This window comes from Kribbella sp. (assembly GCF_035687465.1).
Classification (GTDB): Bacteria; Actinomycetota; Actinomycetes; order Propionibacteriales; family Kribbellaceae; genus Kribbella.
The window spans coordinates 1-14,899 of record NZ_DASRXP010000422.1; the positions used below are offsets into that span (position 1 = coordinate 1).

General features: G+C 67.6%; 10 protein-coding genes. 9 read left to right on the plus strand and 1 reads right to left on the minus strand.

Going from position 1 to position 14,899, the window contains the following annotated elements; translation table 11 throughout:
* The 5 genes from VFG33_RS21675 to VFG33_RS21695 form a co-directional block, all read left to right on the plus strand.
* The coding region (locus VFG33_RS21675) for a mannosyltransferase YkcB-related protein (protein WP_524538144.1) at positions 1 to 759 on the plus strand (759 nt) is incomplete at its 5' end.
* 47 nt (positions 760 to 806) lie between these two features.
* Positions 807 to 1,667: a bifunctional methylenetetrahydrofolate dehydrogenase/methenyltetrahydrofolate cyclohydrolase gene (locus VFG33_RS21680; protein ID WP_325054740.1), complete on the plus strand. Its 861-nt coding sequence runs from the start codon at positions 807 to 809 to the stop codon at positions 1,665 to 1,667.
* Positions 1,664 to 1,933, plus strand: a complete 270-nt coding sequence (locus VFG33_RS21685; protein WP_325054741.1) for a DUF3017 domain-containing protein — start codon at positions 1,664 to 1,666, stop codon at positions 1,931 to 1,933. Before VFG33_RS21680 ends, VFG33_RS21685 begins: the two co-directional genes overlap by 4 nt.
* 176 nt (positions 1,934 to 2,109) lie before the next feature.
* Positions 2,110 to 5,457, plus strand: coding sequence for a S8 family serine peptidase (locus VFG33_RS21690; protein ID WP_325054742.1), 3,348 nt, complete (start codon positions 2,110 to 2,112; stop codon positions 5,455 to 5,457).
* 206 nt (positions 5,458 to 5,663) lie between these two features.
* Positions 5,664 to 9,029, plus strand: a complete 3,366-nt coding sequence (locus VFG33_RS21695; protein WP_325054743.1) for a S8 family serine peptidase — start codon at positions 5,664 to 5,666, stop codon at positions 9,027 to 9,029.
* A gap of 63 nt (positions 9,030 to 9,092) precedes the next feature.
* Here the strand turns inward: VFG33_RS21695 and VFG33_RS21700 are convergent, their stop codons facing one another.
* Positions 9,093 to 10,085, minus strand: a complete 993-nt coding sequence (locus VFG33_RS21700) for a malate dehydrogenase (RefSeq protein ID WP_325054744.1) — start codon at positions 10,083 to 10,085, stop codon at positions 9,093 to 9,095.
* Between the two features lie 183 nt (positions 10,086 to 10,268).
* Between VFG33_RS21700 and VFG33_RS21705 the strand changes: the two genes are divergently transcribed.
* The 4 genes from VFG33_RS21705 (at position 10,269) to VFG33_RS21720 (ending at position 14,678) form a co-directional block, all read left to right on the plus strand.
* A complete protein-coding gene (locus VFG33_RS21705; RefSeq protein ID WP_325054745.1) occupies positions 10,269 to 11,405 on the plus strand; it encodes a glycerophosphodiester phosphodiesterase in 1,137 nt (378 codons plus the stop codon).
* A 187-nt stretch (positions 11,406 to 11,592) separates the two neighbouring features.
* Entirely contained in the window at positions 11,593 to 12,399 is an 807-nt protein-coding gene (locus VFG33_RS21710; RefSeq protein WP_325054746.1) for a spermidine synthase, read from the plus strand.
* Positions 12,400 to 12,469: 70 nt separating this feature from the next.
* Positions 12,470 to 13,333: an MOSC domain-containing protein gene (locus tag VFG33_RS21715; protein ID WP_325054747.1), complete on the plus strand. Its 864-nt coding sequence runs from the start codon at positions 12,470 to 12,472 to the stop codon at positions 13,331 to 13,333.
* A gap of 34 nt (positions 13,334 to 13,367) precedes the next feature.
* Entirely contained in the window at positions 13,368 to 14,678 is a 1,311-nt protein-coding gene (locus VFG33_RS21720; protein WP_325054748.1) for a M1 family metallopeptidase, read from the plus strand.
* Positions 14,679 to 14,899: the final 221 nt, after the last annotated feature.

Consider the following 14,899-nt stretch of genomic DNA (forward strand, 5'->3'; position numbering starts at 1 on the left):
GAACTGGCCGGCCGGCTGGGTCTGGGAGGGATGCTCGTGGCGACCGGTGTCTGGGACTACGTGCTCCTCAACCGGACCCCGACCTTCCATCCCTGGCTGAAGTTCGTCATCCTCGGTGTCGGTCTCGTCGTCGCCGCCTCCGTTCTGCTCATCGGCCGCAGTCTCGGCAGGCTGGTCCCCGCGGTGGTGCTGGCGCTGGTACTCGCGCTCGGCCTCGGGAGTTCCGCGTACGCGGCCTCGACGGCGGCGGAGTCGCACACCGGCCCCACCCCCACCTCGGGTCCCGGCGGCGCCCAGTTCGGCGGCGGGATGATGCGGCCGGGAGCTGGCGGGCAGCGCCCAGAGCGTCCCCAGGGGCAGGGCGGTACTGCGACCGGGCAACCGCCCGGCGGCCAAGGACCCGGAGGCGGCGGTCAAGGAGAGCAGTCGAACAGCGAGCTCAACGCACTCCTGGAGAAGACGACCTCGACCTGGGCCGCAGCGGTCAACGACTCGCAGTCCGCGGCCGCTCTCGAACTCTCCACCGGCAAGTCCGTGATCGGCATCGGCGGCTGGAGCGGGACCGACAACGCGCCGACCCTGGCGCAGTTCCAGCAGTACGTGGCCGAGGGCAAGGTCGGTTACTACATCACCGGTCGCCAGGGCGGCTTCGGTGGCGGTGGATCGGGAAGCCCGGCGGCCCAGATCCAGGCCTGGGTCGAGGCGACCTTCCCCGCGACCACAGTCGGCGGTACCACCGTCTACCAGTTGGTCTACTGACCCCGGGATTGTGGTTCCGCTCACCGCGAGTGGCAGACTCAAGCCTTGTGACAGCGAGCATTCTGGACGGCAAGGCCACCGCGGCGGCGATCAAGGACGAGCTGAAGGTGCGGGTGGCGAAGCTCGCCGAGCAGGGCGTCGTGCCCGGGCTCGGCACCATCCTGGTCGGCGACGACCCGGGCAGCCGGGCCTACGTGGCCGGCAAGCACCGGGACTGCGCCGCGGTCGGGATCAGGTCGATCGAGATCGAACTGCCCGACGACGTGAGCCAGGACGACATCGCCGCGAAGGTCAGGGAACTGAACGAGAACCCGGAGTGCACCGGCTTCATCGTCCAGTTGCCGCTGCCGAAGCACGTCGACACCAACGAGATCCTCGGCCTGATCGACCCGGCCAAGGACGCGGACGGCCTGCACCCGGTCAGCCTCGGCAAGCTGGTGCTCGGCCAGGACGGACCGCTGCCGTGCACCCCCAAGGGCTGCGTCGAGCTCCTCCGCCGGTACGACGTACCGATCGCCGGCGCTCACGTGGTCATCATCGGGCGCGGGGTCACCGCGGGCCGGCCGATGGGCCTCCTCTTCACCCGGCGCAGTGAGAACGCCACCGTGACCCAGTGCCACACCGGCACGAGGGACCTGGCCACGGTGGTCCGGACTGGTGACATCGTGATCGCGGCCGCCGGATCGGCCGGGCTGATCACGGCCGACATGGTCAAGCCGGGCGCCGTTCTGCTCGACGTCGGGACCAGCCGCAACGCCGAGGGCAAGCTCGTCGGCGACATCGAGCCCGCCGCCCGCGAGGTGGCGAGCTGGATCGCGCCGATGCCGGGCGGGATCGGGCCGATGACCCGGGCGATGCTGCTGACCAACGTGGTCGAGGCCGCCGAGTCGGCCCTCGCCGGCCGATGACGGGCGAGGTCGAGCGGCGCAGCGAATGGCCGCTGGCGTTGTCCGGGCTGGTCTCGATCGCCGGACTGGTGATCCTCACCTTCTACAACTGGCGCAACGGCGTCCTGCTCTTCTCCGGCGGTGTCCTGCTGGCCGGCCTGCTCCGCTGCTTTCTCAGCGATGACGCTGCCGGCCTGCTGCGGGTCCGCGGCCGCATGTTCGACGCCGTCCTGCTGCTGGGCGTCGGCGCGGCGATCCTGCTGCTGGGCCTGATCGTCCCGAACTGAACCCTGCTTTCGAGCCCTTGCCCTCTGACTTCGAGCAGAGCGCAAGGGCTTGCCTGTGACCCCTTCAGCAGGTATGCATACCCGGTATGTAGCGGAACGGTAACCGCGCGATCGCATTGCGTGGCAAAGGCGTGAGGCGATCTTGCATGCCAGGACAACCGAAAGTGAGGCTCGTCGTGGGATCAAGACAAGTCAGACGGGGGCGGGTCGGCATCACAGCCGTCGCGTCGGTCGCAGTACTGAGTATCGGGATGGCCGGTGCGTGGCAGGCGCAGGCGGCACCGCCCGGGGCCGGCCAGCCTGAGGCCGCCGCGTCGAAGGCGAAGCAGGCGCCGGACCAGCACGTCACCCTGATCACCGGGGACAAGGTGACGTTGCGGGGCGGCGACCCGGCCAAGGCGTCGGTCAAGGCAGGGCCGGGTCGGCAGCACATCCAGTTCAGCACCCAGCGGGTCAAGGATCAGTTGTATGTAATCCCGTCCGACGTCAGCTCGGAGGTGACGGACGGCAAGCTGGATCGCCGGCTGTTCGACGTGGCCGGCCTGGTCAAGGCCGGGTACGACGACAAGGCGAGTCCGGTGATCCCCCTGATCGTCACGTACTCCGGCCGGGCCAACCGCTCAGCGCCCGCCGGGGCGAAGCTGGACCGGCAGTTGCCGGTGATCAACGGCGCAGCGGTCACCGTGGACAAGAAGAACGCAGCAGGTTTCGCCAGTGGCTTGTCGGCGGCCAGATCCGCCAACGGGGTCGACAAGATCTGGCTCGACGGCAAGCGGCACGTGAGCCTCGACCAGTCGGTGCCGCAGATCGGCGCGCCGGCGGCCTGGCAGGCGGGCTACACCGGCAAGGGCATCTCGGTCGCGGTGCTCGACACCGGGATCGACGCCACCCACCCGGACCTCGCCACCCAGGTCGCGGGCGCGAAGAACTTCACCGAGGAGCCGGCCGGCGACCAGGTCGGCCACGGCACCCACGTCGCCTCGACGATCGCCGGTACGGCGGCCGCGTCGGCCGGGAAGTACAAGGGCGTCGCGCCGGACGCCAAGCTCTATGACGGCAAGGTCTGTGAGCTGGCCGGCTGTACCGAATCGGCGATCCTGGGCGGGATGGAGTGGGCCGCGAACGAGGTCAAGGCCAAGGTGGTGAACCTCAGCCTCGGCGGCCAGGACACTCCGGAGCTCGACCCGATCGAGGACGCGGTGAACAAGCTGACCGCCTCGACCGGCACGTTGTTCGTGATCGCGGCGGGCAACAGCGGACCGGATGCGGGCAGCATCGAATCGCCGGGCAGTGCGGATGCCGCGCTGACTGTCGGCGCGGTGGACAAGCAGGACCAGCTGGCCGACTTCTCCAGCCGCGGTCCGCGGATCGGCGACGGCGCGGTCAAGCCGGACGTCACCGCTCCCGGTGTCGACATCGTGGCGGCCAGGTCCAAGGACGCCGTGATCGGTGACCCGGTCGGCGACAAGTACCTGATGCTGTCCGGTACTTCGATGGCCACGCCGCACACGGTCGGCGCCGCGGCGCTCCTGGCGCAGCAGCACCCGGCCTGGAAGGCGGCCGAACTCAAGGGTGCGCTGATGGCCTCGGCCAAGCCCGCCGAGAACCAGAACGCGTTCCAACAGGGCGCCGGCCGGATCGACCTCACGAAGGCGATCAAGCAGTCCGTCATTTCGGAGCCGGGCAGCGTCTCCTTCGGTACTGCGCAGTGGCCGCACCCCGACGACACGCCGGTCACCAAGGCACTCACCTACCGCAACCTCGGCGATCAGCCGGTCACGTTGACGCTGACGGCCTCGCTGACCGGGCCTGACGGCTCACCGGCGCCGGCCGATGCCCTCAAGCTGGACAAGACCTCGGTCACCGTCCCGGCCGGTGGTACTGCGTCCGTGCAAGCGACGTCGGACACACGTCACGACGGACCGGACGGCGCTTACACGGGTCGCGTCACCGCCTCCGCCGAGGGGACCACGGTGGTGTCGCCGATCGGGGTCGAGAAGGAGGTCGAGAGCTACACGCTGACCGTCAAGCACATCGGGGCGGACGGCAAGCCGTTCACGAACGGCAGCACGATGCTCTTCGGGATCTCGATGTTCCAGTGGCAGTTCATCGACGCCGGTGCGGACGGTTCGGCGCAGGTGCGGCTGCCGAAGGCGGAGTACCTGCTGCAAGGTGACCAATGGGTGCCGCGGCCGGGGACTGAGATCTTCGACGGCTACATGATGCTCGAGCCGAGTGTGCAACTGACTGCCGACACCACCGTGGTGTTCGACGCGCGCACCACCAAACCGGTCACCACGACGGTTCCCCGCTCCGACGTCAAGCCGATCCTGGCGGACATCGGCTACAGCCGGAACAACCCGGAGGGCACCAACGGGCTCAGTTCGTCGTTCCTGTCCTTCGATTTCGAGGGCATCCACACCCTCCAGCTGGGGCCGAAGCTGCCGCCCGAGCAGTTGACCGGACACGTCGGATCGCAATGGGGTGTCCCGGGTCCGACCGGCAACTTCGAGAACTCGCCGTATCTCTATGGTCTGGCGAACGCACAGCCCGGCGAGCTGCCGACCGGCTTCAGCCGGGCCGTGAAGGACCGCGAACTGGCCGTGGTCGACCAGACGGTCAACACGACCGGAGACCGGCGGGCGGAGAAGGCGATCAGCGCGCTGATTCCGGGTGTCGGTGGACTGTGGACGCCGATCCTCGTGTTCGACCTGCCGACGAAGACCCGGCTGCTGGTCGATGCGAAACCGATCTCGTGGAGCACCAACCTGTCGGAGATCGCGCCGTCGCCGGATCCGGAGGACCCGTTCCCGATCGCTGTGACGCAACTGCAGAACGACGCGACGCAGTACCGGGCCGGTCGGACCTACAAGGAGCGGTGGAACGCGGCTGCCTTCGTGCCGATGCCGGGTGCAGCACTGCGGACCGGCGGCGATCTGCTCGTTGCTGCCTACCCGAACTCGGACGCTGACGGGCACTTCGGGTTCACCTTGACCGACACAGCGAGCAGCAAGCTGTACCGGGACGGGACGCTGATCGCTGAGTCGAGCGACTTCGCCTACGTCGAGGCGGCCAAGGTGCCGGAGGAGGAGGCGGCGTACAAGTTCGTCACCACGGCGACCCGGCCCTCGTGGTCCGGGTTCTCCACCCGGACGGACCTGACCTGGACGTTCACCTCGGCCGGTGGTGACGAAGAGCAGTTCCCGGTCCGGACCGTGCGGTACCAGCCGGACGTCGACAGCCACAACGCAGCCAGGCGTACGCCGGTGACCGTGCTGCCGGTGCTGCTCGACACTTTGCCCGGGGCAACTTTGCCGGCGGTGAAGAAGGTGGAGCTCCAGGTGTCCGGCGATGACGGGAAGACCTGGCGCCGGGCGGCCGTCGTACCGGTGGGCAAGGGTGCCTACAAGGCCATCTTCGCCACTCCGCAGGGTGCGAAGACTGTGTCCCTGAAGGCGCATGTGGTCGATGCCGGTGGCAACACCACCGACCAGACCACGATCGGCGCCTACCCGCTGAAGTAGAACCACCTCTTGCGTCCGAAGAACCTTGGGCTATAGCGCAAGGTTCTTCGGACGCAACTGCTCTATGGGAGGGACGAAGGGGCAAGGGGTGTGGGCGAAAGGGCAGGGAAAGAGGGGGGCGGCAACCGAGGGGTTGGTAGGGGGAGTCTGTCTGCTGGGCGGCTGGAAGCGGGGCCGTGAATCGGTGGTGATCGGGGGAGATGGCGATGGGAACCAGGGGAAGAAGTAGGCGGGTCGCGGTAGCTGCGGTTGCGGCGATCGTGGTGGTGGTTGCGGGAAGTGCGGCGCAGGCGGCGCCACAGGGCTCAGGGGCCGTGGGCGTTGTGCCGCAGCGGGGGAATGACGGGAAGAAGGAAGTTGCTGAGGGCAAGGACAAGGTGGTTACGCTGATCACGGGGGATCGGGTGATTCTCACGGGTGGCGATCCGGGGCGGGTTTCGATCAGGGCCGGGGTGGGCCGCCAGGGTGTGTCGTTCAAGACGCAACGGATCAAGGGCAAGTTGTCCGTGATCCCGCTGGATGTCAGCTCGGTGGTGACCTCCGGCCGGCTGGATCGACGGCTCTTCGACGTGACGACCCTGATCGAGGACGGCTACGACGACGCCAGTACGCCGAACCTGCCGGTGCTGGTGTCCTACTGGGGTCGGCAGGCTGCTCCGCCATCGGTGCCTGGAGCAACTGTCACTCGATCCCTGCCGGTGCTCAACGGCGCCGCCCTGCAGGTGGACAAGAAGCAGGCCAGCAATGTCGTCAAGGAGTTGACCGGCCGGGGCAAGAGGTCGGCTGGTTCGGCGATCGACAAGATCTGGCTGGACGGCAAGCGGCACGTCACGCTGGACAAGAGCGTCCCGCAGATCGGTGCGCCGGCGGCCTGGAAGGCGGGTTACACCGGCAAGGGCGTGACGGTCGCGGTGCTGGACACCGGGATCGACAGGACGCATCCCGACCTGTCGGACCGGGTGGTGGGCCGCAAGAACTTCACCACCGAGCCCGCCGGTGACCTGGTCGGCCACGGCACGCACGTGGCCTCGACGATCGCCGGAACCGCGAAGGCTTCAGCGGGCAAGTACAAGGGTGTGGCGCCGGACGCCAAGCTGCTGGACGGCAAGATCTGCTCGGACGGGGGCTGCGAGGACTCCGCGATCCTGGCCGGGATGGAGTGGGCCGCGGTCACCCAGAAGGCCAAGATCATCAACCTGAGCATCGGCGGCGGGGACACCCCGGAGCTCGATCCCGTCGAGCTGGGGGTGAATCGGCTGACCGCCCAGACCGGCGCACTGTTCGTGATTGCCGCAGGCAACGAGGGCGAGGCTGGGCCGGGGACAATCGGCTCGCCGGGTAGCGCTGACGCGGCGTTGACCGTTGGTGCGGTGGACAAGCAGGATCAGTTGGCCGAGTTCTCCAGTCGTGGCCCGAGGGTCGGCGACGGCGCGATCAAGCCGGATGTCACTGCGCCTGGTGTTGGCATCGTTGCGGCGAAGGCCAAGAATGCGGTCGTCGGCGAACCGGTCGGCTCGCAGTACCTGATGATGGACGGCACCTCGATGGCGACGCCGCACGTGGCGGGCGCAGCGGCGCTTCTCGCGCAGGAACACAGCAGCTGGAAGGCGACCGAGCTCAAGGGGGTGTTGACGGGATCGTCGAAGGCAATGCCGGGGCAGAACGCATTCGAGCAGGGCGCCGGTCGGATCGACGTGGCCAAGGCGATCACCGATTCTGTTGTCGCTACGCCGGTCAGCTTGTCGTTCGGCAAGGTGCTGTGGCCGCACACCGATGACAAGCCGGTCGTGAAGACGCTGACGTATCGCAACCTCGGCAAGGCAGCGGTCAAGCTGACCTTGCAGCTGACGGCGACCGACGCGAACGGGAAGCCGGCGCCGGCGGCCGCGTTCAAACTCAGTGCGTCCTCGGTGACGGTGCCCGCGCTGGGAACGGCGTCGGTGACCGTGACCTCGAACACCAAGCACCACGGGCCGGACGGCGTCTACACCGGCTGGGTGACGGCGACAGGTGGCGGACAATCCGTCGGTACTGCGCTCGCCGTCGAAAAGGAGATCGAGAGCTACGACCTCACGGTCAAGCACATCGACGAGAACGGGAAGCCGACGACCTCGGTCCTCTCGGGGCTGTGGTCCACGGATTCCGAGGTGGCGGTGGATCTGGTGCCCGATGCCCAGGGCATCGTCCGGTTGCGGTTGCCGAAGAAGGTCTACGTGGTCGACGGCACGGTCCGGGCGGACGAGGAAGTGGCGAACACCTACAACCTGGTCTGGCCGCGATTGCTCCTCAACCATGCGACCACGATCGCGATCGACGCCCGCAAGGCGAAGCCGGTGAAGATCACGGTGCCGACGGCCGGTGCGCGGTCCGCGCAGGTGGAGATCGGGTACTGGCGGATGATGGGTGACCTCCCGGGTGAGGGTGGTGTGGTGGTGCCGACGCCGGAGTCGGTCTTCGTCGCCTCGATGGGGGCGTCCGCGCCGGCTTCCGAGATGACGTCCTTCGTCGCGTCGCGGTGGGGTGTGCCGGGGAAGAGCGGGGACTTCGCCAACACGCCGTACACGTATGAGCTGTTGCAGGCGAAGAAGGGCACCTACTACACCGGCTACCGCCGGACCGTCCGCTCCGGTGAGCTGGCGAAGGTGGTCACGCAGTACAACGCCGATCGTCCGAACGACACGGTGGAGGAAGTGGAGCTCGGGCAGTTGCCGGGGATGGACAAGCCCGCGTTCGGCCGGATCATTTCGTACAACGCGCCGGCCCAGCGGGTCCACTACCGGGAGGCGGGCAATGTGGAGTGGCTGGTCTTCGTCGACGACATCGGCGTCAGGCCCAACGGCGACCTGGTCAACCACCAGAGCATGCTCAAGCAGGTCGGGCCGTACCGGGCCGGCAAGTCGTACGCCGAGCGCTTCGCCGCGGCGGTCGCCACCCCGGGGGTGAACCTTGCCGAGTCGACGAGGGCCGGGGACACGCTGCAGGTCCTGGTGCCGCCTTGTATGGATCAGGACGGGAACATGTGTCTCGCGTTCGACTCCGATGCCGCCTTCACCAAGGTCTTCCGGGACGGCAAGCTGATCGGCGAGAGCGATTTCGAGGCGGGCGCCACCCTCGTCGAGGGTGTTCCCGCCGCACTCGGGAAGTTCCGGGTGGAATCGTCGTTGACGCGGTCGACGTTGCAGTTGGCGTCGAAGGTGGATGCGACCTGGACCTTCAGTTCGCGGGCGAACGGTGACAAGCGCGAGCTGTTGCCGCTGCGTGCGGTGCAGTTCCTGCCCGCTGTGGACGCGCGGAACGCGGTCGCCAGGTACCCGCGGAGTGTGTTGCCGCTGAAGGTGCTGCAACAGCCGGGGGCTCAACTGCCGGCGGTGAAGTCCGTGGAGGTCCAGGTGTCAGGTGACGGCGGTAAGACGTGGCAGCGGGCTGCCGTACTGCGCAAGCCCGACGGCACCTACAACAGCCTGTTCACCACGCCCAAGGGCGCCAAGCTGATCTCGCTGAAGTCGCTGATCACCGACACGGCCGGAAACACCAGCACCCAGACGGTGATCAACGCCTACCGCCTCCGCTGAAAACCTTGCGTCCGAAGAACTGGCGGGACGTCCCTCCAGTTCTTCGGACGCAAGCAGTGGTAGTCAGCCGAGGAGGCCGAGGGCCTGTACTGCGTCGCGCTCCTCGCCGAGTTCCTTGGTGCTGGCGTCGATCCGGGCGCGGGAGAACTCGTTGATCTCCAGACCCTGGACGATCTCGTAGTTCCCGTCCTTGGTGGTCACCGGGAACGAGGAGATCAGCCCCTCCGGGACGTCGTACGAGCCGTCGGAGACGACCGCCATCGACAGCCAGTCGCCGTCGGCCGAACCGCGCAGCCAGTCGCGGGCGTGGTCGATGGTGGCCGCCGCGGCCGAGGCGGCCGAGGAGGCGCCGCGGGCCTCGATGATCGCCGCGCCGCGCTTCTGCACGGTCGGGATGAAGTCGTTCTCCAGCCAGTTCTGGTCGTTCACGACCTCGGCCGCGTTCTTGCCCGCCACCTCGGCGTGGAAGATGTCCGGGTACTGCGTGGCCGAGTGGTTGCCCCAGATGGTGACCTTCTTGAGGTCGGTCACGTGGGTGCCGGTCTTCTTCGCGAGCTGCGCCAGCGCGCGGTTGTGGTCCAGCCGGGTCAGCGCGGAGAAGCGCTCGGCCGGGATGTCCGGGGCGTTGCTGCGGGCGATCAGCGCGTTGGTGTTCGCCGGGTTGCCGGTCACGGCGATCCGGATGTCGTCCGCGGCGTGCTCGTTCAGCGCCTTGCCCTGGACGGTGAAGATCGCGCCGTTGGCCTCCAGCAGGTCGCCGCGCTCCATCCCCTTGGTGCGGGGGCGGGCGCCGACCAGCAGGGCCACGTTAGCGCCGTCGAAGATGGTGTTGGCGTCGTCGCCGATCTCCACCCCGGCCAGCGTCGGGAACGCGCTGTCGTCCAGTTCCATCACGACGCCCTCGAGCGCCTTCAGCGCCGGGGTGATCTCCAGCAGCCGCAGTTCGACCGGCGTGTCGGGGCCGAGCAGCGCCCCGCTCGCGATCCGGAACAGCAGGCTGTAGCCGATCTGGCCGGCGGCGCCGGTGACGGCGACCTTCACGGGTGTATTGCTCACGACACGCTCCTCAGACATCATCGACGGACTTGCTTCGGACGCTAGCAAGTCCGGCCCGGATCGGCGACGGTGGGGGCTGCATCGTTCACCGGCTGGATACCGTCCCGACCCCGGACGGCCGCCGCGATGTCGTTACCCGCGCCGAGTGTGAGCCCAGTCCCCTGACTTGTAAGGAGAATTCCGATGAAGTTGTCCCGCCGGTTCGTTCCGGCTGCCGCCTCGGCCCTGGCTGTGGGTGCCGCGGTCCTGGTGCCGCAGGTCGCCGACACTGCCTCGCAGCCCACCGCCTCTCAGGCTTCTGCCCAGCAGGCTTCTGGCCACGACGACTTCGTGATCGTGGGTCACCGGGGTGCGTCCGGCTACCGCCCCGAGCACACGCTGGCGTCGTACGAGCTGGCCGCTCGGATGGGGGCCGACTACATCGAGCCGGACCTGGTGACCACGAAGGACCACGTGCTGGTCACCCGGCACGAGCCGGAGATCGGCGGTACGACGGACGTCGCGTCGCACCCGGAATTCGCCCTCCGGAAGAAGACCAAGCAGCTCGACGGGGTCGCCACCACCGGGTGGTTCGCCGAGGACTTCACCCTGAAGGAGCTCAAGACCCTGCGGGCGAAGGAGCGGATCCCGGCGATCCGGCAGCACAACACCGTGTTCGACGGGCATTACCAGATCCCGACCCTGCAGGAAGTGATCGATCTCACCAAGAAGTTGTCGAAGGAGCTGGGCCGGACGATCGGCATCTACCCGGAGACCAAGCACCCGACGTACTTCAAGCAGCAGGGGCTCGCGCTGGAGCCGGAACTGATCAAGACGCTGAACCGCAACGGCCTGAACCGGCCCGACGCCAAGGTCTTCGTGCAGTCCTTCGAGGTCGCGAACCTGAAGGCGCTGGACCCGCAGCTCCGCGTCCCGCTGGTCCAGCTGACCAGCTCGGTCGGCGCGCCGTACGACTTCGTCGCCTCCGGTGACAAGCGCACGTACGCCGACATCGTCAGCGCGAAGGGCCTCAAGGAGGTTGCCACGTACGCCGACGGGGTCGGTCCTTCGAAGGACCAGATCATCCCGCTGGACGCCACCGGCAAGCTCGGCAAGCCGACCGCGCTCGTCGCCAACGCCCACCGCGCCGGCCTGGTGGTCCACCCGTACACCTTCCGGGTCGAGAACAGCTTCCTGCCGGCCGAGTACGACAGTTCGACGGTGCAGCCGGACTCCGGCAACCTCTTCGCCGAGATCGCGGCCTTCCGCGCCACCGGTATCGACGGCCTTTTCAGCGACAACACCGACATCGCCGTAGCCCAAGAAAAAGAAGCACGCTAGCCCCACCCCAACTCCTGTTCATTCGCCCCCTTTTGACCCGCGAGGCAGCGGACACCCGACCGCCGACTCGCACGGCGGGTCAAAAGGGGGCGAATGAACAGGTTCCCAGGGGGCGCTGGCCCCGAAGGCGCGACAGGTGGCTTGAGAGGCGCCGACCTGGCGGGCGTCGTACTGGGAGGATGGGTGGGTGGAGCAGAAGGTTGCGAGTGGGACTGCGTCGGTTGAGGCTGAGGCTGATGGGACCTTTGTGCTCCGGGTTGACGGGTCGTTGCAGTCGCAGGTGGATCTGGCGGATCCGACTCATCTCGGGTTCGAGTACGTGCGGCGGATCGGGGATGTGGTCGATGCGATCGCCGCGCGGCGGCAGCCTGTTTCGGCGGTTCACATCGGTGGGGCCGGGCTCACGCTGCCGAGGTATGTCGCCGCCACTCGGCCGCGGTCCCGGCAGATCGTGCTGGAGCCGGACGAGGATCTGACCGAGTTCGTCCGCGAGACTCTGCCCCTTCCCAAGCGGTCCGGGATCAAGGTCCGCGGCGTCACCGGACGCGCCGGGCTCACCGACCTGTACGAGGATTCCGCCGACCTGATGATCGTCGACGCGTTCGTGCGTGAAGCGGTCCCGGCGAATCTCGTCACCGCCGAGTTCGTTGCTGGTTGCGCCCGGGTACTGCGCCCTGGCGGGGTCCTCGTGCACAACTTGATCGATGGATCCGCCGGGCTGGCTTTCGTTCGCCGGGTAGCCGCGACTGTGCGCGCCGGGCTCGGCGACGGCGTGGTGCTCGCGGAGCACAAGGTTCTCCGGGGCAAGAGCTTCGGCAACGTCGTACTGGTCGCTTCCAGGCAACCCGTGCCCGACCTGACCGACTCCGGCCGGCGCGCGCAGCCGCCGTACGAGGTGATGCCGCTCAGCGAACTCGCCGGCAAGGCCGAGCCGCTCACGGACGCGGAGGCCTTTGTGTCGCCTGCTGCGCCTTCGGGCACCTTCGGGCGCTAACTTCACAATCGACGGTGAGGGTTTGGTCGAACCCGAATCGCTGGACGCTTTCGGCGGGTAATTTTGCCTGATGCCGATCGCGAAGGTGTCTGCGCTGACGTACTACCCCGTGAAGGGTCTCGCCGGGGTGTCCGTCGATCATGCCGAGGTGACCGCGAGCGGTCTGACGCACGACCGCCTGTTCATGCTGGTCGAGCCCGACGGCACCTTCCTCAGCCAACGGAGCCTCCCCGCGATGGCGCGACTGCGGGTCGATGTGCTCGACGACGGCCGGGCGCTCAGACTGAGCGCCGACGGCACCGACGACCTCGAAGTACAGGTCGCGTACGACGGGAAGCGGCGCGACGTCAGCCTTTTCGGCAAGTGGTTCGGGGACGGTGTGCTCCAGGATCCGGCCGCCCACGCGTGGTTCTCGGAGCAGCTCGGGACTCGTACGCAATTGGTGCGGGTGACTCCGGAGCATGAGCGCCCGGGGTGGGGTGTGAATCCCGGCCAGACCGGGTTCGCCGACGCGCACGCGCTCGAGTTGACGTCGCTGTCCTCCCTCGACGGCCTGAACCAGCGGATCGTGGAGACCGGCGGCGAGGCGATCCCGATGAACCGCTTCCGCCCGAACATCGTGATCTCCGGCTGGCCCGAACCGCACACCGAGGACCGGGTACTCCGCGCTTCGGCCGGTTCGCTCGAGTTCGGGTACGCCGCCCGGGCGATCCGCTGCGCCGTGCCGACGGTCAACCAGGCGACCGGCGAGAAGGCCGGCCCAGAGCCCACCCGCACCCTCGCGTCGTACCGGCGGGAACCGGCCTACGGCGGCGGGGTCAGCTTCGGGATCAAACTGGGTGTCCTGACGCCGGGGACGGTTCACGTAGGCGATGAGATCTTGGTACACGAATGGCTCCCGGAAGGGCCGGATCCGGCACCCAGCACTCGCTAGTCTGCGATTCCACCGACCTTTTGGGGGAGTCGCCGTGCGCAGGATCGCCGTAGTACTGGTCGTTCTCACGACGTTTCTGGCGGTACCGGCGCACGCAGTACCGGGTGTGGAACGGTCGCCCGGCGCGGCGGCGTACGACGTGCGGCTCGGTAGTGATGCGACCGGGACTACGTGGAGCGGGCGCGAGCGGATCTCCTTCACGAACACCTCATCGGCTCCGCTGGCGGAGGTCTATCTGCGCCTCTGGGGGAACGCGTGGGACGGGTGCAAGTCGGCCGTGAAGGTGAGCCGGTTCGAAGGAGGGAAGGCTGGGACGCCGACGGTCAACTGCACGGCGCTGAAGGTGAGTCTTGGGAAGGTGCTTGCCTCGGGCAAGCGTATGAGTATCGCTTTTGATGTGGCGATGACTGCTCCCAACCGGTTGGACCGTTTCGGTCGGTCGGGCGCGTACAGCTTCTTCGGCAACGCGCTGCCGGTGCTGGCGGTCCGCGACCAGAATGGCTGGCACCTCGAACCCGATGTCGGTATTGGCGAGAGCTATTACACGCTCGCCTCCGACTTCACGGTGCGACTGGACCACCCGGCCGGGCTGGGTGTGCCCGCGACGGGGCGGACGACGTTGTCGAAGGCAACTTCGACGGTGAGTATCGCCAAGCAGGTCAGGGATTTCGCCTGGGCGGTCGGGCCGTTCAAGCAGACGGTCGCGACTTCGCCGGGTGGGGTGAAGGTGCGCACGTGGTGGACCACAGCGGTGACGGCCGGTGCAGTCGCGGACGCGCGAGACAAGGGGATCGCGGCAATCGACGACTTCGGCCGGCGGTTCGGGAAGTATCCGTACGGTGAGGTCGACCTGGTACTGAACGACAAGTGGGTCTCGTTCAGCGGGATGGAGTATCCGGGTTTCGTCCTGCTGATCGCGCCGCCGGGTGAAGAGGGGCCGGTCGTTCATGAGTTGGCTCATCAGTGGTGGTACGGGATCGTGGGCAACAACGAGTACGCCGACCCGTGGCTGGACGAGGCGTTCGCGTCGTACGCCTCCGATCTGCATTGGGGCGACACGGGTGAGAATTGCTGGCCTGGTTCGCTGAGTGCGTCGATCACGAATGACATGGGCTACTGGAAGAAGTACGGCAGTGGCTGGAGCGCCTACGTATATTCGTACGGCGCCTGCATGCTCCACGACCTCGAACGCATCCTGGGAACTCCGGCGATGGCGACGATGATGAAGTCGTACGCAAAGTCCAACTGGTACGGCGTATCGACGGTGACCGCCTTCAAGTCCACGGCCCAATCCGCCACCAGCCACGACCTAACCCCCTTCTGGAAGTCCCACACCATCAACTAGCCAGTACGTCGATACGCCGGTACGCCGATACGCCGGGGATGTGGTTGCTTCCAGCAACTACATCCGTGGTTGCGACCGGTCATTGGCAGTGTGGTTGCGCGGTCTCCGCTGCGGGAGTGTGCTAGTCGACGTGGTGGGTGTCAAGGGCGCCTTTGGCGTCGCCTTCGGCGATCGAACAAGTTCGACCCTTGACACCCACCACGTCGACCAGGGAAGGACGC